Origin of the sequence: Nocardiopsis sp. NPDC006198, assembly GCF_040613895.1 — a bacterium.
GTDB classification, from domain to species: domain Bacteria; phylum Actinomycetota; class Actinomycetes; order Streptosporangiales; family Streptosporangiaceae; genus Nocardiopsis; species Nocardiopsis tropica.
This window is the reverse complement of sequence record NZ_JBEXSY010000037.1, coordinates 22137-45176: the sequence shown is the minus strand read 5'-3', so window position 1 is coordinate 45176 and position 23040 is coordinate 22137. Positions and strand designations below refer to the sequence as shown.

Genomic DNA, 23040 nt, shown 5'->3' with positions numbered 1-23040 from the left:
TCGCATGTACTTTCGGCGGTGCTCCGCATGTTTCGGGAGGGTATGGGGACAGCTCCACGGGTACGTGAACTCCGCGGGTCACCGGGGAACAACGCCAAGGGGTGACAAGTAACAGCAATGAGCACAGAATGGACCCGTACGGCCAGAGCGGGCCCCTTGCTTTCCGGGCCCGGAAGGCCCGGCCCGCCGCAGCGGGCCCCTCGGGTCCTCGGCCGCCCCACGTTCCCCAGCCGGAGGAGACACCGGATGGAAGGCGCCCTGCCTGTGATCGCTCTGGTCGTCGTCGTGGTGTCGGCCGGCGCGATCGCGGTCGCCGCGCACTTTCGCAAGGAACGCGTCGCGGAGCTCCGCGTCTGGGCCCGCGAGCACGGGTGGACCTACGCCGAGCACCAGCCGGCCCCGCTGGGCGAAGCGGTCCTGCCGCGTTCCACCAACGGCCCCCACCCGCGCGTCCAGCACGTCCTCTCCGGGCGCCGCGGCCGGCACCCGGTCGTCATCTTCGAGCACACCCACAAGCCGAGGCACGGCGCGGCCGGGGGCCGCCAGGCCTACCGAATCGTCGCGGTCCGCACCCCCGGCCCCAACGCCGAGCTGGAGATCCGCCGCAGGGACCGCCTCACGCCGTCCGACGACGCCTTCGACAGGGCCTTCCACGCCGTCGGCGACACCGGGTTCGCCCGGGCCGTCCTCGACCGCGCCATGACCGCGTGGCTGCTCTCGGATCCGCGGTCGCGGTCGCTGCCGGTACGCTTCAGCGGCGACTACGTCCTCACCTGGGCCGCCATGCGCCTGGACCCCGACCGGTCCCTCACCGCCGCCGACTACCTGATCGACATGGTGGAGCGCATCCCCGCGGAGGCGTGGAAGCGGCACCCCGCGGGCCCCTGACCGGGGTCACGGCTCCCTGCACCCGAACCTGAGCAGGCGGACTCCCCCGCAGGAGACGGATAAGATCCGCTGTGCCCCGAAGCAATTAGGAGTAGCAACCCTCATGAGCGACCCCAACTCGACGCACCGCATCTCGCGCGCGGACCTCTTCCGCGACGACGAGGAGGAGCAGAACGCCCCGGACCCCAACGCGACCGCGCGCATCTCCCGCGCGGACCTCTTCCGCGACGACGACGAGTCCACGGCGCCGCGAGAGCAGCGCTGACCCCGTCGCCGCGGCGACCGGCGGAACGGGGAAGCGCCCACCCGGAGGACCGGGTGGGCGCTCTGCCGTGCGCGTCCGGCGCCGTCCGGGACCTCTTCCCGGCGGCGCGGCGGCGCCCTACCGGCGCTCGCGGACGGCGGCGACGATCTCGGCCACGGCCTCGTCGACCGGCACGCCGTTGTTCTGCGAGCCGTCCCGGAAGCGGAAGGACACCGCGCCCTTGCTGATGTCCTCGTCTCCGGCCAGCAGCATGAAGGGCACCTTCTGCTTCTGGGCGTTGCGGATCTTCTTCTGCATGCGGTCGTCCCCGGCGTCCACCTCGACGCGGATGCCCTCGGCGCGCAGCTTGGCCGCGACCTCCTGGAGGTAGGGCACGTGCTCGTCCGCGATGGGGATGCCCACCGCCTGCACCGGGGCCAGCCAGGCGGGGAAGGCGCCCGCGTAGTGCTCCAGCAGGACGGCGAAGAACCGCTCGATGGAGCCGAACAGGGCGCGGTGGATCATCACCGGCCGCCGGCGGGAGCCGTCCGGGGCGGTGTACTCCAGGTCGAAGCGCTCGGGCAGGTTGAAGTCCAGCTGGATCGTGGACATCTGCCAGGTGCGGCCGATGGCGTCCTTGGCCTGGACCGAGATCTTGGGGCCGTAGAAGGCGGCGCCCCCCGGGTCCATGACCAGTTCGAGCCCCTGCTTCTCGGCGGCCTCGCGCAGGGTGGCGGTGGCCGTGTCCCAGACCGCGTCGTCCCCGATGTACTTCTCCGGGTCCTTGGTGGACAGCTCCAGGTAGAAGTCGTCCAGGCCGTAGTCGCGCAGCAGCTCCAGCACGAAGGTCAGCAGCGAGTCGAGCTCGTCCGCCATCTGCTCCTCGGTGCAGTAGATGTGGGCGTCGTCCTGGGTGAAGCCCCGGGCCCGGGTCAGGCCGTGCACCACGCCCGACTTCTCGTACCGGTACACGGTGCCGAACTCGAACAGGCGCAGCGGCAGCTCCCGGTAGGAGCGCCCGCGCGCGTCGAAGATCAGGTTGTGCATCGGGCAGTTCATCGGCTTCAGGTAGTAGTCCTGGCCGCCGTCGAGCTTCATGGGGGGGTACATGCCGTCCGCGTACCAGTCCAGGTGCCCCGACTTCTCGAACAGGGTGCTCTTGGTGGCGTGCGGGGAGTAGACGAACTCGTAGCCGCTCTCCTCGTGCCGCTTGCGCGAGTAGTCCTCCATCACCCGGCGGATGATGCCGCCCCGGGGGTGGAAGACGGCGAGGCCGGAGCCGATCTCGTCCGGGATGGAGAACAGGTCCAGCTCCGCGCCGAGCTTGCGGTGGTCCCGCTTCTCGGCCTCCTCCAGGAAGGTCAGGTAGTCCTTGAGGGCTTCCTTGGTCTCCCAGGCGGTGCCGTAGACGCGCTGGAGCTGCGGGTTGGTCTCCTTGCCGCGCCAGTAGGCGGCGGCGGTGCGCATGAGCTTGAACGCGGGGACGGCCCTGGTGGTGGGCAGGTGCGGCCCGCGGCACAGGTCCTTCCAGCACTGCTCGCCGGTGCGCGGGTGGACGTTGTCGTAGATGGTGAGCTCGCCGGCCCCCACCTCGACCCCGGCGCCCTCGGCGGCCTCCGTGGCGCCGCCCTTGAGGCCGATCAGCTCCAGCTTGTAGGGCTCGGTGGCCAGCTCGGCCCGCGCGCCCTCCTCGGTGACGACGCGGCGGTCGAAGCGCTGCCCCTGCTTGATGATCTGCTGCATCTTCTTCTCGATGGCCTTGAGATCGGCGGGGGTGAACGGCTCGGCGACGTCGAAGTCGTAGTAGAAGCCGTTCTCGACGGGCGGGCCGATGCCCAGCCGGGCCTCCGGGAAGAGCTCCTGGACCGCCTGCGCGAGGATGTGCGCGGTGGAGTGGCGCAGGATCGCCCGGCCCTCGTCGGAGTCGATCGCGATCGGCTCGACGACGTCGCCCTCGTGCAGCTCCCGGTCCAGGTCGCGCGGCTCGCCGTTGACGAGCGCCGCGACGACGGTCCTGCCGTCGGCCTCCAGTGCCTGCCCCGCCGTAGTGGTGGCCGCCACCGCACGCGGGGTTCCGGCGAGGGTGATGTGCAGCTCAGGCGCGGCGGACACGGTGACTCCTAAGGACGTGGATCGCGGTCTAACGCGTACCGACCGCCCCGTGGGGCGGCCAGGCGTTTTCCCCCCGATGCTATCGGCTCCGGGGTGGCTCCGCCCCGGCCGTCCACAGGTCCGACGGCGTGCGCCCGGGGCCCGCGCGCCCTCTTCCCGGGCCGCCGCGCGGCCCCGGAGGCGCACCCCGGAGCGGCTCCGCCCCCGGTGATTCGGTCGGGGAATTCGGCCGTGTCCGCCCAGGCCGCCCGGTGCCACCACATCCCGGGGGAACGGTGACAGAAGGGAATCCTCTCCCCCCGGGAAGACGTTCTGTCAAAGAACGTCACCTTTCAGGAAGCTGTCCACAGCCATACCAAAGACCATTGATCCGGGGTTCGAGATCGGTGAGAATCAGCAGACATCCGACCACCGGCCACCGCGGACCCGAATACACCCAGTCTCTGCGACCGAATACTGTGAGCGCATGTCACCGAGCCCACCGACCGGCCCACCGGCCCCGGAGACATCCCCCTCCCGCCGTGCCCACGCGAGGCGGTGGCGACGGCTGCGGGCCAGGCTCCGCCTCTTCCGCAGACGTATGCACACCCACCCGGCGCTGCACCTGCCCTGGCGCATCCTCGTCGGCACGGTCGGCACGCTGGTGGTCCTCGCCGGGCTCCTGATGATGGTGATCCCCGGCCCGGGGCTGGCGTCGGTCATCCTGGGGCTGGTCATCTTCAGCACCGAGTTCCGGTGGGCCCAGAGGCTCGTGCGCCCCGCGCGCGTGTGGTTCCTGCGCGCCGAGCAGCTGGGGATGCGCCTCAGGGACGAGGCCTTCCGCCGCTTCCGGGAGCGGCGGGACCGGAGGCGGCGGCGCGCGCTGCCCTGCACCCCGCCGCACGAATAGGCGCGGGTCCGCCGCCGGGCGCGGGCCCTTGCCCCGCCCGTGATACGGACACGACGAAAAGAGGGAGGGCCGGATCCGCGTGAAGCGGATCCGGCCCTCCCCTGCTGTGGGCGATACTGGACTCGAACCAGTGACCTCGTCGGTGTGAACGACGCGCTCTAGCCAACTGAGCTAATCGCCCTGAACTGCTGCGCTGCCCGCCCTCTCGGCCGGACAAGAAAAACTTTAGCGCATGTTCGGGGGTGCTCGACGCACACGGCCCACCCGGCGGACCCACCAACCTGTGACAGAGGTCACACGTTACTACCGGCGGGTTCGTGGGAGTGTCTTCTGTCGGTGGTGATTCCCGCCCTGAGAAGGAGTTCCCGCCCCCGTGGCCCCGTCGAGTACCGCCGCGACATTACCTCCGCGTGACGCGGACCACCCGACATGGGGAAATCTTTGGTTTCTCCTGGTCATTACAGTGACGAAGGATCGTGGAGCCGCGTTGCGGCGAGCTGGGCCCGCTGGGCGGGCAGCGAGACCTCCGGTCCCATCCGACCAAGAAAGTCTCCGTACTCACGTCATGTTCCGCGGGAAGCCGCGTTGGAGCGGGTGAGACGGCAACCGACCCGCGCCGCAACGAGCAGGGCCGGACGAGAAAAGGTTTGGCGAACATGAACAGTAGCGACACCACTGCCACCGCCGAGCTGGGCCTGCGGCTCGTGGTTCCCGAACGCACCTCGGTTCCGCTGGTCGCGCGGCTGGACTACAGCTCGGACGACCCCTACGCGATCCGGGTCGCGTTCCACACCGGCGAGGACAACCCCGTCGAGTGGATCTTCGCGCGCGAACTCCTCACCGTCGGCATCGTGCGCCCCGTGGGCGAGGGCGACGTGCGCGTGTGGCCCTCCAAGGACGAGAGCGGCGAGCGCAGCGTGAGCATCGCGCTCTCCTCGCCCTTCGGCCAGGCGGAGTTCGACACCCAGGTCTCCCCGCTGGCGGAGTTCCTGCACAGGACCTACGAGATCGTGCCCGCGGGCCAGGAGGCGCAGTTCGTGGACCTCGACGAGGAGATCCAGCAGCACCTCCACTCCTGAGGCCCCGTACGGGACCCAGGAACCCCTGACACGACGGAGGGGCGGCGCACGGAGCGCCGCCCCTCCGTCGTGCCGGAGCCCCGCCTCAGGGGGCGCAGGGCCCGCCGTACCGCCCCCGGTCCGGCCCGCCGCCCGTCACGGGTCGAGGTCGGCGGCGGAGCGCTCCGCGAACACCGCCATGGCCTTGGCCGTCACCGGGCCGACCCCGGGAGAGACCTGCCTGCCGTCGATGTGCAGGATCGGCTGGACGTCGCGCCCGGTGGATGTCAGGAACGCCTCGGAGACGTCCGGCAGGCGCTCCATGGGCACGTCGGCCTCCTCCCCGCCGAACCACTCCAGAACCAGCTCCCGGGTGATGCCCGCCAGCGGCCCCGCCGACAGGGGCGGGGTGACCAGGACCCCGTCGAGCACCACGAAGACGTTGCTGCCGGTGCCCTCGCAGAGGTTCCCGCTCACGTTGCGGAAGACCGCCTCGCTCGCGCCCCTCTCCTTGGCGTGGGCCAGGGCCCGCACGTTGTCCGCGTAGGAGGTGGTCTTGAGGCCCGCCAGGGCGCCGAACTCGTTGCGCGGCCAGGGGGCCAGCGCCACGTCCGTGTGCGGCGGGATCCCCGGGAAGGGGCCCAGCGCCACGATGACGGTCTGCTCGCCCGGCGAGCGGTCCGAGCCCAGCGGCCCCGCGCCGTCGGTCACGGTGATGCGCACACGGGCGTCGGTCAGCTCGGGGTTGGCGGCCACGGCCAGGCCGACGCCGTCGGCGATCAGCTCCAGGTCCGGCTCGGCCATCCCCAGGCCGGCGGCGGAGCGGGCCAGCCTCCGCAGGTGGCGGGTGAGCGCGAACGGGCGGCCGTTCCGGGACCGGACCGTCTCGAACACCCCGTCCCCCACGGTGATCCCGTGGTCGAGCGCGGGGATGCGCGCCTCGCTCTCGTCGACGACGGCGCCGCGGCCGTACCCCGCACCCGCGATCCACACCCTCATTCCAACCCCCAAGTTCTCAAGTGCCCAGGTCGGGCCGGTGTCTTCCCGATACTCCCACCTCGGAGGCCCCCGAGCCCCGGGACCTCCCTACCCGCCGCCCCTCCGGGTTGGCAAGGGAAGTGACCGGCACCGGCCTCCGGTCCGGTCACGGACCCGCCCGAACCCGCCCATCGCGACTGGTCACACGCCTCGGTTCGGAGCGCGGCCCACCCGGTACCCACCGTGTCGGCCGGACAGATAAGTTACGAATGACTATCATCTGGGCAACGCTTATGCGGGACCGGTCGCAGCTGATCAGAACTCTCCCTCCCGGCCGATCCTGCCGCACCCCCGGTGCGCGTGTCCCGTCACGCCCCGACAACCGACAGAGCAAAGAGAGACATGACCCCACCGAGCACCGCCCGCGGAGAACTCAGCTGGCTGCTGGACGACCTCCTCACGCGCGCCTCCGGAACACAGCACGCCATCGTCCTGTCCACCGACGGACTCCTCATGGCCACCTCCAGCGGCCTGGACCGCCCCGCCGCCGAGCACCTGTCGGCCATCGCCTCGGGGCTGCACAGCCTCGCGGGCGGTGCGAGCAAGCAGTTCTCCGCCGGCGACATCCGCCAGAGCATCATCGAGATGGACCGCGCCTTCCTCTTCGTCGCCGCGGCGGGCGAGGGCGCGTGCATGGCGCTGATGTCCGACTCCGACAGCGACGTGGGCCTGATCGCCTACGAGATGAACAAGGTCATCGAACGGGTCGGCCAGTACCTGTCCGCGCCTCCCCGCCCCGACATGCCCTCCACGCCCGCACACGTGGAGAACTGACTCCTGCCGCCGCGGCAGGTCGTCCGCAGGGCCTGCCACGGCAGGGCGCGGGCGCGTTCCCGCGTGCGCCCCGCCGAATCCGATTTCGCGCTTGGCCGGGAATCCGCTAGAGTTCTTAACGCAGCGAGGGGGACGCACGAGGGAGACCTCGGAGGTCGCCACCACTCGCCGCGCGGACGTGGCTCAGCTGGTAGAGCATCACCTTGCCAAGGTGAGGGTCGCGGGTTCGAATCCCGTCGTCCGCTCGCGAACGGTTCGGCTCCACCATTTCCGGATGGTGGAGCGGTACCGGTGCCGGGTCGTCAGCCCGGCGCACATGCGGACGTGGCTCAGCTGGTAGAGCATCACCTTGCCAAGGTGAGGGTCGCGGGTTCGAATCCCGTCGTCCGCTCGGAGAGGCCCGCATGGGTGTCACTCGACGTTCCCCATGTCGTTTCCTGGCGGAGTGGCCGAGTGGTTGAGGCAAGGGACTGCAAATCCCTGCACACGGGTTCGATTCCCGTCTCCGCCTCGCAGTGCGCAGTACCTCATCCCCCGATGAGGGCGATTAGCTCAGTTGGTTAGAGCGCTACCTCGACACGGTAGAGGTCACAGGTTCGAGTCCTGTATCGCCCACCAGCATCACCGCAGGTCAGAGGGTTTATCTGACATGTTGGTGAAGACCGGTCAGCCCAGACTGGGAGATATCTGGGAGATCGTCTTCGAAGCGGGTTCCTCTGGGAGCCCGCTTTCGCTGTTTCCACGGTAGTGCTCTTCGAGCGTCGGCGCCACAGCGAAGAGCCACTCCCGCTCCCGTATCGTGAGAGCCGTCACGCTCCCCCGCCACCGGTTCTCGAGCACGCTGAGTACACGCCGCTTCATCTCCGGCGTGACGTGCTCGTAGACCCGGGCCATCCCCGGCACCCGGTGCCCCAGCCGAGCCGCACGGGCAACCTCCGGGATCTCGTCCTCGGCCAACCAGGTGCGGTGGGTGTGGCGGCCCTCGTTGAACGTCAGGCCCGGCAGCAGCGGACGCCGCCACCAGGCCTCGCCGCTGCGGGGGTCGCCGTCCCAGGCCGGACGCCAGAACCGGGCCCGGAAGTTGCCCCGGCGCAACAGACCGCCCCGGGGACCGCTGAAGAGGTAGTCCTCGGCGCAGTCCTCGATCAGCTCCGTGTAGAGGGCGTCCAGGAACGGCGGGAGCTGGATCCACCGCTTGCCCGCCGGGGTCTTGGGACTCGGGGCCGTCTCCAGCTTCCCGCCGACCTCGCGCAGCGGTGTGCGCACCGGGACGGCGTGGTTGATCTCGTCGTAGTCGTGCGGTCTCAGAGCGACCAGTTCCGACCAGCGGGCGCCGGTGTAGCCGTTCATCAGTGCCAGCACGAACCCCGCCCTGCCGAAGGTCTCGTGCAGCCGCAGGGCCGCGCGCAGGAACTGGGCCGGGGTGGCCACCTGCCGATCGGCCTCGTACTCGCCGCTGGTCACCCGGACGCCGCGGGCGGGGTTGGCGGGGATCTTGCGGGCCTTGACCGCAACCTCCAGCAGCCGGGAGAAGTAGGCGAAGACCGACGCCACCGAGGGCTCGGCCAGCTCCTCGTGCAGGTCCCTCACCCAGCGCTCGATCTCCAGGTAGTCGTTGAAGACCGCGCCCAGGGGCCAGTCCTCCCACTGCGGCAGGATGTGGCAATCCAGGTAGGAGCGGTACTTGGCCCTGGTGTTGCCCGCCAGCCGGGCTGCGTCGAAGACCTCCTCGGCGAAGTTCCCGAAGCGGACCTCGGCCTGGGCTGGGTCGATCCAGGTGTGCCGGCGGATGTCGGTCTCCTGGTCGCGTCCCCAGGCCAGGGCTGCTTCCTTGGTCGCGAACCCCGACTCCGACGCCCAGGCGCCGTTGGGTTTCTTGTACTTCACACGCCAGGTCCTGCCCCGGCGTTCTGCGTACGCCATGCGTACTCCCCTTCTCGGTGTGTTTCAGGTGGTGCGACGAGCGCGTGAGGGGCCGGTGACGGGGTCGCGGTGGCCTTCGCGGATGATCTGCTCAAGGTCGCTGGAGCTGAAGCGCAGGTGCTTGCCGATGAAGGTGCAGGGCACCCGCCGAGCCGAAGCGCGCTTGCGCAGCCAGGACTCGGGAACCTTGAGCAGCTCGGCGGCCTCCGCAGGAGTGAAGACCTCCAGCTCCTGCCGACCACGCTCATCGGAACCTGAACGGTAATCGCGTTTCACCTGCGTGGGAGCGCTGTTGCGGCTGCGATCTGCGTCTTGCCGTCCGGTGCCGCTCCCCTTGCGCGGCATGCCGTCCGGAGTGGAGATGTCCCGGTTCACCGACGGCCCTCCCCGTCCGGCTCTTCACCGGTGAGGGCGGCTTCAGCGAGCAGGTGCCGGACGGCAGCGCACGCCTGCTGCGGCACCACCCCGTTGCCGAGCGCCTGGAGCTGAGCGGCGCGCGGCAGTGCGAGGGCGGGATCGGTGACCCAGCCTGGGGGCAGGCCCATCATCCACTCGACCAGTGCGGCACTCAGCCGGGGCTGTCCCCGGGTGCCGAGTTCGGTGGGCGGGGGTGCCGCTCTGCCGAGCACCTTCTCCCACCGCCGGACGGCGGGTTCGTACTCGCCCCATGCGTACGCGAACGGCACCGCCGGAACTGCGGCTTCGGGGTGGGGTCGTCGGTGTGGGTACCGATGGCCGCGGAGGGCAGTGTGGGGCGCCCGTGTGAATCCCTCTGCCGAGGACTGCCTTTGGTGCCGTCGGTGGCCAAAGGAGTCGGCAGCAGACGCTCGGGGGTGCGGGTGCGGCCCGTGGTGTGCGCAGCGCGGGTGCGTGCGTACGCGGGGATGTGGGGTGGGTGGCACAGCACATCGCCGAGGCGGACCTGCCGCTTCTGCCGCGTGCGCCGACACGGGTCGGAGGATCCCCGGTGGCCGTCGCTGGCGCACGGGGTGGGCAATAACGAAGACGCGTTCGCGGCGGTGACACGCACCGACTTCGGAAGCGCGTACGCAACACCAGCTCGCGTCATACCCCGCGCGGGCCAGGTCCGCGAGTACGCGGTCGAGTCCTCGGCCTTTCCAGCGCAGGGCGGCCACGTTCTCCAGCACGAGCAGGCGGGGTCGTAGGTGGCGAACGGCGTCCATGACGTGGTGCCAGACACCAGAGCGTGTTCCTTTCTCGATTCCGGCTCCTCGGCCGGCTGCGCTGACGTCCTGGCAGAGGAACCCTGCGGTGAGCACCTGGGGCGGCTCCACCGCCGTCCAGCGCACCGCCGCCAGGTTCCCGAGATTGGGAGCGTCAGGGAGCCGGTGCGTGAGCAACCGGGTGACGTGGGGGTCGTTGTCGGCTGTCCAGAGCAGTCGGGCATTGCCGTTCAGCGCCGCGGCCACGCCCATGTCGAGCCCGGCGTAGCCGGTGCACAGGGAACCGATCGTCGCCGTGGTGGAGCGAGGGGCGGCGAGCTGGTTCGGCGGCAGGGTTGCGGTCATCGGGTGCCGCCTCCCTCCGCTGTACCGCCGGTGGCAGAGCCGTGGCATGCCCATGGCGTGCATCCGTCCGGTGCGGCATCGGTGTCAGCGCTCAGGTCGACCTGGTCCAGGGGTGTCCGGGAGGGGTGGAGGAAGAATGTGGTGCCGGGCGGCATTCCGTGCGTTGCCGTCTCAGGGCGGCCGTGCCGAACCAGGGCGTCCACCGCGACCGCGTCGGCGAACACGTCGTTCAGACGTTCCCACCGAGCGAACGCCCGTCAGTGCCATTACCGCAGACAGGTACTTCAGAAACTATGACAAACCGGACCTACAACTGGAGACTGGAGTACTAGCCGATAGTCGGTGAGTCGTGTATTATTTCTGGTGTGCTTAAATCGCGGCGAATCGCAGTGCTTCCATTGGACGTGCCGGACCTTGCGGGCGAGCTGGCGTTGATCGACGCAGAGACCGCTCCCGCCGAATACAATTCCTTTACCTTCGGTGAGTGGGTAAGTTATGTTCTCGCCAACGAGTCTGGCGCGCAGAACGACAGCGCATTCCGTCCGCATTCGGGTGGGCTGACCACGACCGACCTCGGTGACCGGTTGCCGGGGATCATGGCTTTCGTGCGTAAGCATTTTACCATCACCGCCCTCCAGTGGGTCCGGATATTCGGTTTGCGGGACGGCATCCTGGCCCCTCATCGGGACTTCTTGGAATTCGATCGACCCGGCGTTCGCCTCCAGGTGCCGCTGCGCACGAGCGAGGGGTCGCTGCATTCGGAAAACGGCACCGTCTATCACCTGCGCGCGGGTGAGGTCTGGCAGATCCACACGAGCGACCCGCACTCGGCCTACAGCGCTCCTGGCGCTGCCCGGCTCTCGTTGTGCCTCGACTTCGCGGGTGACGGCTTCGACCCCAAACGCGACATACACCACGCGATGCCCGCAACCGAAGACGTCCGCATCATGCAGCGCCCGCCCATCTCCGAACAGGAGATCGCCGAGCTCGTGGATACCTGGGGATCAATGACTCGCGAATCTGCGAAACCGATCTTCCGCGCTCTGGCGGTCACTCATTTCGAACGCGATTCCGATGCCGCTGACGTCTTCACCTGGTTCGAGCGCGCCGCCGCCCGAAGCGGCACCGAAGAGCTCGTCGCCCTAGCCCGGGATTTCCGCGTCTTCTGCCTCGAGAAGCGAGCGTGGCGCGAAGATTTCACCTGGTGATCGACAGGTTGGAGAGGTTACCCGAAATCGAGTCGCTCTACCGGACCTTCGCCGCGCACGCAGCACGCACTCCGCACGCTGTAGCGATAACGGACGGGCCCGAGCAGATCAGCTATGCCCAACTCAACCGGGCCGCCGCCGAGTACCGTTACGGGCTTCGGGAATGTGGCGTCCAAGCCGGCGAGCTCGTCGGAATCGGCCTCTCGCGTGGCTGGGAGGTAGTGGCCGCGATTCTCGCTGTGCTGAGCCACGGTTGCGGCTACGTCCCACTTGACCCAGCCTATCCGCGTGAGCGTCTTCGATTCATGACCGAGGACAGTGGGATCAGGACGGTCATCACGGATGAGACTGCCGCTGGGCTGCTGCCGGGGGAGCTTTCCCGTGTCCACCGCGTGCCCGGCGCCGGGCAACTCGAACCGCCCGCCACGCGCCTGGCAGACACTCCGGCCTACGTGATCTACACCTCCGGCTCCACTGGCGTTCCCAAGGGTGTGCCGGTCCCGGAGAGCGCGGTACTCGCGCTGTTCAGCGCCTGCATCAATGGCCCGTTCGCGTTCGGCCCGGACGATGCGTGGTCGCACTTCTTCAGTGATTGCTTCGACTTCGCCGTCTGGGAGATGTGGGGAGCGCTGCTGTTCGGTGGCCGACTCGTCATCGTGCCCGCGAAGGCCGCCCGCAACCCGGCAGCCTTCCTCGACCTGCTCGCCCACGAGCGGATCACCGTGCTCAACCAGGTGCCGAGCTTCTTCAAGCACCTGGTGAGAGCGTATGAGCGCACCGCAGTCGAACTAGCGCTGCGTTACGTCATCTTCGGCGGCGAGCCACTGGACCGAGTCTCGGTACGTCGCTGGATGCAACTGCGGCCCGACGCCGAGGCACTCGTCAACATGTACGGAATAACCGAGACCACGGTGCACGTCACGTATGGGCGGCTCAAGGCCGAACACGTGGCGGAGGACACCGGTGGCACCTGGATCGGCCGGCCCCTGCGCCATCTCAAGCTCGCTCTGCTCGACGCCCGCGGCGTCGAGGTTCCGGTCGGCGACGTGGGGGAGATCCAGGTCGCCGGGGCCGGAGTCGCCGGCGCGTACCTGGGTCGGCCAGAGCTCACTGCCGAGCGCTTCCGGCGGCTCGACCTCGACGGGGTCGAGCGGGTCTGGTACCGGACCGGCGATCTGGCCAGGCAACGTCCGGACGGTTCCTACGAGTACCTCGGTCGCGACGACCGTCAGGTGAACCTCCGTGGCTTCCGCATCGAACTGGGTGAGGTCGAGGCGGTCCTCAGAAGTCATGCGCACGTGGTGGACGCGGTCGCGGCTGTGGAGGACGCGTTGCCAAGGGAGAGTCTGCTGGTGGCCTACATCGTCACCGCAGATTCGGTGAACGCGAGCGAACAGTTGCATCAGGAACTGCTCGACCACTGTGCCGCCCAACTGCCTGTCCACATGGTTCCCGGTCAGCTCGTGACCCTGCCTGGCATGCCGTTGACCGCGTCTGGCAAGCTCGATCGGGCGAGGCTTCGGGCTTTCCTCGGTGCTACCGGGGGATCATCCGCACAGGCATCCGCTCAAGACCGTTGACGACGATGGAATTCAACCGTGTCGGCACGCCGTCGAGCTCGATCTGCCGGGTGGCCGTCAGCAGTTCCTCATAGAGAAACCGGAGTTCAGCGCGGGCAAGGGTACCGCCGAGGCAGAAGTGTTCGCCTGTCCCCAGCGTGATATGCCGGTTCGGTCGCCTGCCGACATCAAAACGATCCGGGTCAGGGAAGACGTTCTCGTCCCGGTTGGCGGACGGGTTCCACAGGGTGATCCGCTCGCCTGCGTCGATCTGCCGGTCGCGGATGACGGTCGGCCGGGTGGCGGTACGCATGATGTGGGTGGCAGTGGAGGTCCAGCGCAGTACCTCCTCCACCGCAGACGGCAGCAACTCGGGGTCCTCGGACACCCTCTGCCACTGATCCGGATGCTGGATCAGGGCTTCCATACCGCCGGCAGCGGCGATGCGGGTGTTTTCGGTCCCGCCCACGAGGAGGTTGTCACAGTTGAGGAGAACCTCGTCCGGGGTGAGTTTTCTGCCGTCGATCTCCGCGGTCGCCAGTGCGCTCACCAGATCGTCGGCGGGTTTTTTGCCGCGTTCCGCGACGAGAGCAGTGAAGTACTGCAGAATATCCATGTGCGCGAGACTGCGCGTCTCGGCATCGGGCCCGCCAAAAGCGAGGGTCGTGAGTGCGAGGAGATGTTCCCAATCCTCGCGGGGAACGCCCATCATGGTGCAGATGACGTACAGCGGTATCCGGGCCGCGACATCGGTCACGAAGTCACACCGCTCACGCTCGAGCGCCTGCAGCACGACGTCACGCGCGATGCCCCGAATCTCCGCTTCGAGGGATCGCACGGAACGAAGTACGAACCGGTCGTGTACCAGACCCCTGAGTTGCCGGTGACGCGGCGGATCGGTGAGCGCCAGCGTACGCCCGCCCCCAGGGTCGGAACCGTATTCCTCGGGGCGCAACAGGATGCCTTTTTCCGAGCTGAAGGCAACCGGGTCGTGATATACGGCGAGGACGTCATCGTAGGTTGTCAGAATCCAGAATCCTGGCAGTTCGCCAGCCGGATGCCAGCGCACGGGATCGTTCGTCCGCAGCCATCGCCACACCTCGTGCGGATCGCCATCCGAATAAAGCCTCGGGTCGACCAGGTTCAGCTCGAAAGGCGGCTCGATCTGCCGGCTACTCGAATTCGAAGGTGGTTTCACCCCAGGAATCCCTCCCGTCCCGCGTTTCTGACTCGGCGTCGTCAGCCAGTGGAATCGCCGCGCCGGACGCCACATCGCCTACGAACTGAGCGATCTGATCGATGAGCGACTCGGCTTCCGAGGCATGCACCAGGTTGTCGTCATAGCGAAGTTGCAGGTGCAGACTGTCCGCGTCCAGGCTTCCGTAGAGCCATAGATCGCTGGTCGCCGTGACCTGCGATGGCTCCACGTCCTCGATGACGTAGTCGGTGCTGTGCACCATCGCGTTCCCCCAGCTCACGCCGAGGTCGAGCAGGACGCTGCGGCCGGGACGCGCAGGCAGCGGCAGCTTCTCGGCGATCACGTCGAACGGGAGCCGGGAGTGGGCATAGGCCTCGGTGATCCGCTCCTGGACGTGGCGAAGCAGGTCGCCGAGCTTGGCGTCGGACTGGCGCATCTCCAGCCGCACGGGTACGACGTTAGCGAGGAAGCCGACGATAGCGTCAGCTTCCGGTCGGTGCCGCAGGCTGGTCGCGCACCCGATGGCCAGGTCCTCGGCGTGCGTCCTGCGCCGCAGCGTCGCCGCGAACGCCGTGACCACGATGGCGTACGGAGTCGCGGGTGCCCGCTTCAGCACGTCGGCGGACAGTGTCCGGTCGGCCACCCCGGTCCGGCCGCGCTTGGTGCCCCGGCGACGCGTGTCCACCGGATCCGGGGATTCCACGACGCCGTCGAGTCGCTCGCGCCAGAACCGTTCCTGTTCCCGAGCCTCGGCCCCGTCGAGCCAGCTCTCCTCCTCGGCGACCCAGTCCCGATAGGTGTAGCGCAGCGGGGGCAGCACCGGTCGCTCGCCGGTGAGCGCCAGTTCGTAGGCGGTCACCAGGTCGTCGAGCAGGATCTGGGTGCTCGCCCCGTCGTAGACCAGGTGGTGCGCCGTCACCGTGAGCAGGTCGCCGCCGACCGGACCGGTGATCAGGCGCATCGCGAATAGGGGCGCGCGGTCCAACGCGAAGGAGACCGCACGCGCCGACCGGATCGCCGCCGCCACTTCCGGGCCGTCCGGGCTCGCGTCGGGCAACTCCACGACCGACAAGGGCATGGCGACGGCTTCCTGGTCCAGCACGACCAACTCGGCCGTCGTGCCTTCCGCCCGCACCTGGGCCCGCAGCATCTCCTGGCGGTTTACGACCGCCACCAGGGCACGACGCAGGGTCGCGGCGTCGATCCGCCTGCCCAGTCGCACGAGGTCGGTGTTGACGAAGACATCCGGTGACATCCGGGTCGACGTCAGCCACACGCGGCGCTGCGCCCGCGCGAGCGGAACCGGCTTCGACGCGTCCCGGACCGGCGCGCCGTCGGACACCGGCCGGGTCGACGTCTCCGGGGCCAACGCGACCGCCAGCTTGCGGACGGTCTGGTTGGCGAAGACCGTACGGACGGAGGTGCCCAGTTCGGTCGCGATGCGGGCGGCGGTCAGACTGTGTCCGCCAAGGTCGAACAGGCGGGCGTCCAGATCATCCACCGGCCGACCGAGGATCGCGGACCACACCTCGGCGATCCGCTGCTCCGCCACGGTGAACGGTTGCGTTCCAGGTTTCGCTTGGTCGTCAGCGGGTGCGGGCAGTGCCCGGCGGTCCAGCTTCCCGTTGGCGGTGCGGGGCAGCGCCGCCAGCATGAGGTAGCTGTCCGGGAGCATGAATGCGGGCAGCCGTGCCGACAGGAACGCCCGGAGGCCGGGCACGTCGGTCGCCCCTACGACGTATGCCACCAAGCGGATCGGCGTATCCGGACCTGTTGCCGAGACCACGGCCGCGGCTCGTACGCCCGGGGCCTTTCCCACCACGGCGGCGATTTCGTCGGGTTCGACTCGGTTCCCGCGAATCTTGACTTGGTCGTCCTTGCGGCCCAGGTACTGGAGTGTGCCGTCCGGCAGCCAGCGGGCCAGGTCACCGGTGCGGTACATCCGAACGCCCGGCCTGACCGGGCTCACGGTGAAACGGTGAGCCGTCAGGTCGGGAGCGTCCCAGTAGCCTCGGGCCAAGCCCGCTCCGCCCACACAGATTTCGCCCGTCCCGCCGAGTGGAACGAGTTCCCCGCGTTCGTCGAGCAGGTCCACCCACTTGTTCGGCAGCGGTCGGCCGATCGACACGCGGCCGACCGTGACGTCCAACCGGTGGATGGTCGTGAGAACGGCGTCTTCCGCGGGACCGTATTCGTTGTACAGCTCGGTCGTGGGAAGCAGGCGGTTGTGCCGGGCGGTGAGGGTCTCTGTGACCCGCTCTCCGCAGAGCACCAACTGCTGGAGCCTCCGCAGAGCGCCGACGACGTAGTCGGTCATGAGCTCGTACAGGCTGGGAACCATGACCGCGTGAGTCACCTGTTCCCGCACGACGAGTTCGGCGACTTGCTCGGGGCTGAGGAGATCTTCCCTGGTGGCGACCACAAGCGACGCACCGGAGCCCAGTGCGCTGAAGACGTCACTGATTCCCGAGTCGCAGTGAACGGGAGAAACCTGCAAGACCGTGCTGCTCGGGCCGAGTCCGTAGTAGTCGATGCGGAACTGAATCGTGTTGAGAATCGCGCCGTGCTCGATCATCACCCCCTTCGGGGTCCCGGTGGAGCCCGAGGTGTAGACGACGTAGGCCAGGTCGTCCGATTGAGCATCCACCGCTGGTGTGGGCTGATCGGAAGCGAGCGCCGCGTTCTCGTCCAGCGTGAGCACGGTGTGGCCCAGGGCGTCCAACGAATCGGCGACCCCCTGGTGCGCCAGTACCGCCGTTGCCCTGCTGCTGGACACCAGTTGGGACAACCGAGCCGCAGGCTGTTCCGGGTCCAGGGCAAGGAATGCGGCACCCGTCTTCAAAATGGCGAGGAGTCCGATCGCCAACCACTCGTCACGTTCGTCGACGATTCCCACGACATGGCCGGGGCCCGCACCCGTGGCCGCCGCGAGCCGGGCGGCCAGGTTGTTGCTGAGTCGGTCCAGCTCCGCGTAACTGAGAACCCGTTCGCCGGAGACGACGGCTCGGGCGTCCGGGTCACGCTCGACCTGGCGCGTCACAAGATCCAGCAGCGTGCCAGCGGACGGCCGGTCCACCTGCTCGCCCATCGCGGTGGCGAGCAGTTCGTCGTGCTGGTCGTCAGGCAGGATCGCTACGGAGCCCACCGGCGCTTCGGGATCAGCCAGCAGGCCGACTAGCAGGCGGCGAAGCTGAGCGGCCATGCGCCTCACGGTCTGGTGCTCCAGCACGTCCTCGCGATAGGTGATGGAGATCTGGAACGGCTGGCCGGTCTGCAGCGTCTCGACGCTGAAGGCCAGGTCGAAGCCGCTCACGGTGTTGTCGAGCTGAACGTGCTCGACCCGTGCGGACGTGTCGGCGTCCAGCGGCGAGACGAGGGGAAAGACGGGTTCGATGAACACGTCGAAGAGAGGGTGGCGGCTCGGCGTGCGCTCGATCGCAAGTCCTTCGACCAGCGAATCGAAGGGATACTCCTCGTGCTCGCGTAACAGTGCTGCGTGGTGCGCCACGGCGGTCAACAGATCACGGAAGCCGCGTTCCGGGTCCACCGGGGTCCGCAGCACGACCGTGTTGACGAACATGCCGACCGAATCGGCAAGCCTGGGATCGTCCCTGCCCGCGACCGTGGTGCCGATCGGTGCGTCGGCGGCTCCGCACAGCCGCAGCAGCAGCACCCTGATCACGGCGACCATAGCCATGAACGGCGTAGCGCCGAAAGCCTTGCACATCCGCTGCAGCTCTCCCGCGGTGTCCTCGTCTACCGACAGCCGCACCACGCGAGCGGCGGAGTTGCGTATCGTCGGCCGTGGGCGATCCAACGGGAGGTCCAGGTTGGGCAGCTCCGCGAGCGTGTGGCGCCAGAACGCGAGGCTCTCCGCGTCCCGTGCCGCCGTGTCGCCCAGGCTTCGTCGCGCCTGGAGGTACTGCCCGTACTGTACCGGATCGCTCTGCTCGCCGCCCGCCGGGCTGAGAAACCCGAGCAGATCGCGCACAACGACGGCAAAAGACCAGCCGTCACACACGCTGTGGTGCACGGAGATGACCAGGATGCCGCCTTGCGCCCCGTCCTCCTTCAACCAGATCGCGTGGAGCATCGGGCCGTCGTTCATGTTAACTTTCCAGCGCTGCTCCGCGGCGACCACCTGCGGCAACATCTCGTCCATCGCACCTGGCGGCACCGCAACCGTGCGCAGTTCGCCCGTGACCTGCTGCGGGTCGAGCACCACCTGGACCATGTCGGCACCGTCGCCTCTGAGCACCGTTCGCAGGGCCTGGTGCCGCAGAAGCAACTGGTCTACCGCCGCGGCCAAGGCGGCTTCGGTGTGCTCGTCGTGCAGCCGGAAGGCCTCCACCATGTTGTAGGGACGCCGGTCGCCTTCGTCGTACTGCTCGATGAACCACATTCGCAACTGGGCGTTGCTGGCCGGCAGCGGCTCCGGCCACGCGGGCCACGGCGAGATCATGCCCGGCAGGTGGCTTGGCCGCTCGGCCGAATCACGCAGGACCTCCGAGATCCCCGCCGGTGTGGGCACGGCGAACACCTGCCGCACAGTGATCGTCATCGCGCCGCTTGTGTGTCCGCTCAGCCTGGCCGCCAGCAGGGCGGCGGTGAGACTGTGGCCACCCGCGGCAAACAAGTCCAGATCCGCGCTGGTGGGTGGCGCACCAAGGACCTGTGACCAGACGTCGAAGACGAGGCGTTCCACCTCGTCGGTCGGCTCCCAGGTTCCGCCATCAGCGGTAGCGACGTCTACGAGGATCGCCGCGCGATCCACCTTGCCGTGCGACGTGAGCGGTATGTCGGCCAACTGCAGCACCTTGCTCGGCACCATGTAGGCCGGGAGGACCGCGGTGAGCGCCTCACGGACACGCGGTGGCGGAAGTTCCTGCTTCGCGGTGTACGCCGCGACGAGGACCGGCGGTTCGTCAGCGGTGACGACGGGGATCACCACGGCGGCCGAGATCTCCGGGATCGTGCTCAGGGCGGCCTCGATCTCACCGAGTTCCAGCCGATTGCCGTGTATTTTGATCTGCCGGTCGCGGCGGCCGAGGAACTCGAGTTCCCCACGAGCGTTCCAACGACCGAAGTCGCCGGTGCGGAATGCCCGGACACCCGGCTGGGAGTCGAGCTCGTAGAACCGACCGGGACCGGTCGGTGCCTCGTCGAGATACCCTTCGGCCACGGCCGGACCGAGCACGTAGATCTCACCTGATACGCCGACCGGCGCGTAGTCCCCTCGTTCGGTGACGACCACGACGCCGTATCCCGGGGAGGGCCGTCCTATCGGCACCGTCGTCAGTTCGTCGAGCCGTTCGCCGGAGCACAGAAACGTCAGGGCCTCGATGGTGCTCTCCGTGGGCCCGTACAGATTCCCGAACGTCCGCACGCGCAGGCTCGCTGCCAACCGGGGCAGTAGTCCGGGGGGAATTTCGTCGCCGCCGAGCAGACACAGGCGTATCCCCTGCTCGCTGACTTCGGACAGACCCTCGGCCATGACCGCGAGCAACGAGGGAACGCAGAGGAACGTGTTGACGCGGCGCTCGCGCAGGAGCGACCAGAACTCGTGGGGAGACAGTGCCTGCGGCGCTCCGACCGGCACCACACAACCACCGGCGACGAGCGTGGTGAAGATCTCGTAGAAGAATCCGTCGGAGGTCACCGCCGAGAGCATCGCGCACCGGGTGTCGTCGGCGAAGCCGACGAGCTGCCCCGAACTGAGTGCCTTGTGGGCGTACTGACGATGCGTCAGCGCCACCGGTCGGGGAAGTCCGGTGGACCCGGACGTGAAGAACACGGCGGCCTCGTCGTCGGGTCCGGGTCCGGGTTGTGGCGTCGCCGCGTCGGGTGCGTCAGCGAGCTCGCCGGTCAGCACCACCGGCAGGTCCGCGCCTACGGGCAGGTCGTTCCGGTCGGAGATGACACAGGCGACCTGGCTGAGGTTCAACTGACGAGCGAGCCGAGTAGGCGGATGCGACGGATCGAGTGGCACGCAGGATGCGCCGGTACGCAGGACCGCGAGGACCGCCAGGACCAGTTCGGGTCCTCGGGGCAGCAACAGCGCCACCCTGGAGCCCGCGGCGATGCCATGCCTGGCAGTGAGCAACGCCGCCGCCCTGGCGGACCGCTGCCGCAGTTGCCGATGGCTCCAGGACACGGTGCCGTCGGCGATGGCGTCCCGGTCGGGCGCGCGCACGGCCGCCACATCGGTCAGTGTGATCAGTGTGGCCGCCGGGAATTCTGCCACGCAGGGCAGTCCCGACCACGATTCCAACTCGGACCGTTGTTCGGGACCCAGTACGTCGATCGTGCCCGCGGAGGTCTGCGGCTGTGCCGAGATGGCCGCCATCGCCGCGGCTACGCAGCGGGCCGCGGCGTGGGCCTCTCGCGGCGGTCGTCCGCCGGTGCCGTCAGCGTGGACCACCAAGCCGCTGTCGGCCCGTCGCACCGTCAGCCGCAGGGCCACCGGTGCCAGCAGGCTCCCGTGCAGCTCCTCGCACACGACGGCGATCTGCGACAGCGCGCCGGCGTTCGGGAGCCCGGCGAGTTCCAGTCGTCGGGTGATCACCGACCGATCAGTCCAGGACAGTGCGGCCGAGGACTCGAGCTCTTCGTGCAGAGCGGTGAGGAAATCGGCCACCGGTGCGGAAAGGTCGAGCGGAGCGGCCAGCGCCACTTCGCCGCCCGTGCCCGACGGGGCGGGGAGCAGAATCGCGTGCTGTGGGTGTTCGTCGAGAACGGACAGGAACAGCCGGGTGGCCGCCACCGCCACCAGCTGCAGACCCACAGGGTCGCGGCCGGTCAGCGCATCGATCCGGGCGGTCTCCTCAGGAGTCAGGCGGTATTCCGCCACGCGTTCGGCTGTCGGGTCGCTGGTGTCTGACAACGGCACACCGCGCACGTCCGACAGTCGAGCGATCCATGCTTCGCTGACAACATTGACATCGAGCAATTCTCACAACCACCTTGCGCCATTCAGCGCGCCGAAGCGCATGGGTTCATGACAACGTGCGTGATGAGCCGCGTTCGCTCCACAGCCGAGCACCGCGATGGCCTAGCACCGCACTGCCGGCAGTGGCCGGGCGGCCGGGCCCGGCAGCGCCCCACGGTTGAGCTTTCCGTTGGGAGAGAACGGGAAGTCCTCAACCAACCACCATCGGACCGGCACCATGTAGTCCGGTAGGACCGCCAGCAGCGAGCGGCGCAGCTCCACCGTGGACCGCGGTTCGCCGACCACCGCGGCCTGTAGTTCCATGGCGCCGCCGGGACGACGCACGCCGAACACCGCGCCGGACCGGACCCCGGGCAGCCGGGTGACGTGTGCTTCTACCTCCCGTGGTTCCACCGAGTAGCCGCGGATCTTGATGAGGTCGTCCATCCGACCGTGCAGTTCCACGATGCCGTCGGGCCGCCAGCTGCCACGGTCTTTGGTCCGGTACAGCCGGGAGCCAGGACGGAACGGGTCCGGGACGAAGGCGGAACGGGTCAGAACCGGATCGGTGTAGCCCCTGGCCACGCCGTCACCACCGATGTAGACCTCCCCGATCTCACCGTCGGCGACCGGGCGTCCGCTCTCGTCGAGAATGTGAACGTACGTGTTCCAGATCAGCGACCCGACTGGCGGCAGCGACTCGATGTTCCCCCTGGGGCTACTGATCGAATGGCTCGCCACCATGTGGTTCTCGGCCGGTCCGTAATGATTGTGGATGGTGAGTTCGGGCCGCTGCTCGAGCAGCTCCTCCAGCGCGGGCGTGATGCGTACGACCTCGCCCGCGCTCACGATGTGACGCAGCGCGGGAGCGTGCCGGAAGTTCGTGGGTAGCAACATTATCGTTTCGATCAGTGACTGGGGGAAGTCCACTACTTCGATTCGCGCCTCGATGATGAAGTCGACCAGTGCACGCACGTCGCTTTTCACATCTTTGTCGGGTACGTACAGGCAGCCGCCGGAAGCGAGCGTGTAGAACATTTCCTGCACCGAGACGTCGAAACTGAGCGGAGCCGACTGCAGTACCCGCCGGCCCCTGCCCAATCCGGATTCCGCGACCTGCCAGGCGACGAAGTTGGCCAGGCAGCGGTGCGTCTGCACGATTCCCTTGGGCTCACCGGTCGACCCCGACGTGAAGATGACGTACGCGGGATCAGCAGGACCCATGGCTGGCCGGACAGGAGCCGACTCGACCTCGTCCGGCGCCGCCAGCAGGCTTTCCAGCGTGGTGCTCCCGGACCGGGGCGCGTCGCGTTCCAGGAGGAGATCCACGCCCTGGGTGAACGCGATCAGCCCGGCGTCGCCTGCGCGAACGATCTGCTCGATGCGTTGCCGGGGATAGGTGATGTCTATCGGCAGGTACGCGGCGCCCGCGCGGAGCGTGCCCAAGACCGCCGCGGTGAACTCGATGCCGGCCCGCCCGGCGATCGCCACCGTGTCCGAGGGCCCGATCCCGTGCTTGCCGATCAGGCGGCCCATGACGGTGTCGGCGAGCTGGTCCAGTTCCGCGTAGCTGACCACCCGGCCCTGTTCATGGACCGCGGGCGCGTGCGGGTGCGCGGCGCGTTCACGATCGATGAACTCCAGAACGGTGGTCGCCCCGATGTCCACCACTGGCCCATGGCGATGCTCCAT

15 protein-coding genes, 5 tRNA genes and 1 pseudogene are annotated in these 23040 nt (G+C 68.6%); 11 read left to right on the top strand and 10 right to left on the bottom strand.

Annotated elements, in window-relative coordinates; all coding sequences use genetic code 11:
* Positions 1–246: 246 nt before the first annotated feature.
* Positions 247–888: a hypothetical protein gene (locus ABZ234_RS22565; RefSeq protein WP_267948766.1), complete on the top strand. Its 642-nt coding sequence runs from the start codon at positions 247–249 to the stop codon at positions 886–888.
* Positions 889–991: 103 nt separating this feature from the next.
* A complete protein-coding gene (locus tag ABZ234_RS22560) occupies positions 992–1153 on the top strand; it encodes a hypothetical protein (RefSeq protein WP_267948765.1) in 162 nt (53 codons plus the stop codon).
* A gap of 117 nt (positions 1154–1270) precedes the next feature.
* On the opposite strand, the gene thrS is transcribed toward ABZ234_RS22560, so the two are convergent.
* Positions 1271–3244, bottom strand: coding sequence for a threonine--tRNA ligase (gene thrS / locus ABZ234_RS22555; protein ID WP_355013340.1), 1974 nt, complete (start codon positions 3242–3244; stop codon positions 1271–1273).
* 580 nt (positions 3245–3824) lie between these two features.
* Here thrS and ABZ234_RS22550 point away from each other — a divergent pair.
* Positions 3825–4133, top strand: a complete 309-nt coding sequence (locus ABZ234_RS22550) for a PGPGW domain-containing protein (RefSeq protein ID WP_344184921.1) — start codon at positions 3825–3827, stop codon at positions 4131–4133.
* 107 nt (positions 4134–4240) lie between these two features.
* Here ABZ234_RS22550 and ABZ234_RS22545 read toward each other — a convergent pair.
* Positions 4241–4314 (bottom strand) — tRNA-Val (locus tag ABZ234_RS22545).
* A gap of 475 nt (positions 4315–4789) precedes the next feature.
* On the opposite strand from ABZ234_RS22545, the gene ABZ234_RS22540 reads away from it, so the two are divergent.
* Entirely contained in the window at positions 4790–5212 is a 423-nt protein-coding gene (locus ABZ234_RS22540; RefSeq protein WP_267948762.1) for an SsgA family sporulation/cell division regulator, read from the top strand.
* Between the two features lie 135 nt (positions 5213–5347).
* Here ABZ234_RS22540 and ABZ234_RS22535 read toward each other — a convergent pair whose 3' ends face one another.
* On the bottom strand, positions 5348–6190 hold the full coding sequence (locus tag ABZ234_RS22535) for an aminotransferase class IV (RefSeq protein ID WP_355013339.1): 843 nt from the start codon (positions 6188–6190) through the stop codon (positions 5348–5350).
* A gap of 381 nt (positions 6191–6571) precedes the next feature.
* Between ABZ234_RS22535 and ABZ234_RS22530 the strand changes: the two genes are divergently transcribed.
* The 5 genes from ABZ234_RS22530 (at position 6572) to ABZ234_RS22510 (ending at position 7621) form a co-directional block, all read left to right on the top strand.
* Positions 6572–7003, top strand: a complete 432-nt coding sequence (locus ABZ234_RS22530) for a roadblock/LC7 domain-containing protein (protein ID WP_267948760.1) — start codon at positions 6572–6574, stop codon at positions 7001–7003.
* A 172-nt stretch (positions 7004–7175) separates the two neighbouring features.
* Positions 7176–7248 (top strand) — tRNA-Gly (locus ABZ234_RS22525).
* A 73-nt stretch (positions 7249–7321) separates the two neighbouring features.
* A tRNA-Gly gene (locus tag ABZ234_RS22520) sits at positions 7322–7394 on the top strand.
* Between the two features lie 48 nt (positions 7395–7442).
* A tRNA-Cys gene (locus tag ABZ234_RS22515) sits at positions 7443–7514 on the top strand.
* A gap of 30 nt (positions 7515–7544) precedes the next feature.
* Positions 7545–7621 (top strand) — tRNA-Val (locus ABZ234_RS22510).
* Between the two features lie 48 nt (positions 7622–7669).
* On the opposite strand, the gene ABZ234_RS22505 is transcribed toward ABZ234_RS22510, so the two are convergent.
* The 4 genes and pseudogenes from ABZ234_RS22505 to ABZ234_RS22490 all read right to left on the bottom strand — a co-directional run.
* Complete coding sequence (locus tag ABZ234_RS22505) at positions 7670–8926, bottom strand: hypothetical protein (protein WP_355013338.1); 1257 nt, start codon at positions 8924–8926, stop codon at positions 7670–7672.
* Between the two features lie 24 nt (positions 8927–8950).
* On the bottom strand, positions 8951–9301 hold the full coding sequence (locus tag ABZ234_RS22500; RefSeq protein WP_355013337.1) for a helix-turn-helix domain-containing protein: 351 nt from the start codon (positions 9299–9301) through the stop codon (positions 8951–8953).
* On the bottom strand, positions 9298–9612 hold the full coding sequence (locus tag ABZ234_RS22495) for a hypothetical protein (protein WP_355013354.1): 315 nt from the start codon (positions 9610–9612) through the stop codon (positions 9298–9300). The genes ABZ234_RS22500 and ABZ234_RS22495 overlap by 4 nt, the downstream gene beginning before the upstream one ends.
* 312 nt (positions 9613–9924) lie before the next feature.
* Positions 9925–10455: pseudogene (locus tag ABZ234_RS22490) on the bottom strand (DNA cytosine methyltransferase); the annotation flags it as partial.
* A gap of 365 nt (positions 10456–10820) precedes the next feature.
* Between ABZ234_RS22490 and ABZ234_RS22485 the strand changes: the two are divergent.
* Positions 10821–11663 (top strand): putative nonproteinogenic amino acid hydroxylase, encoded by an 843-nt coding sequence (locus ABZ234_RS22485; RefSeq protein ID WP_355013336.1) that lies wholly within the window; start codon positions 10821–10823, stop codon positions 11661–11663.
* Positions 11660–13243 (top strand): amino acid adenylation domain-containing protein, encoded by a 1584-nt coding sequence (locus ABZ234_RS22480; RefSeq protein ID WP_355013335.1) that lies wholly within the window; start codon positions 11660–11662, stop codon positions 13241–13243. Before ABZ234_RS22485 ends, ABZ234_RS22480 begins: the two co-directional genes overlap by 4 nt.
* Here ABZ234_RS22480 and ABZ234_RS22475 read toward each other — a convergent pair.
* The 3 genes from ABZ234_RS22475 to ABZ234_RS22465 form a co-directional block, all read right to left on the bottom strand.
* Complete coding sequence (locus ABZ234_RS22475) at positions 13200–14420, bottom strand: cytochrome P450 (protein ID WP_355013334.1); 1221 nt, start codon at positions 14418–14420, stop codon at positions 13200–13202. The genes ABZ234_RS22480 and ABZ234_RS22475 overlap by 44 nt on opposite strands.
* Positions 14395–21369: an amino acid adenylation domain-containing protein gene (locus ABZ234_RS22470; RefSeq protein ID WP_355013333.1), complete on the bottom strand. Its 6975-nt coding sequence runs from the start codon at positions 21367–21369 to the stop codon at positions 14395–14397. Before ABZ234_RS22470 ends, ABZ234_RS22475 begins: the two co-directional genes overlap by 26 nt.
* A gap of 102 nt (positions 21370–21471) precedes the next feature.
* Positions 21472–23040 carry an amino acid adenylation domain-containing protein gene (locus ABZ234_RS22465; RefSeq protein ID WP_355013332.1) on the bottom strand — a complete coding sequence of 523 codons (1569 nt, stop codon included), beginning with the start codon at positions 23038–23040 and terminating at the stop codon, positions 21472–21474.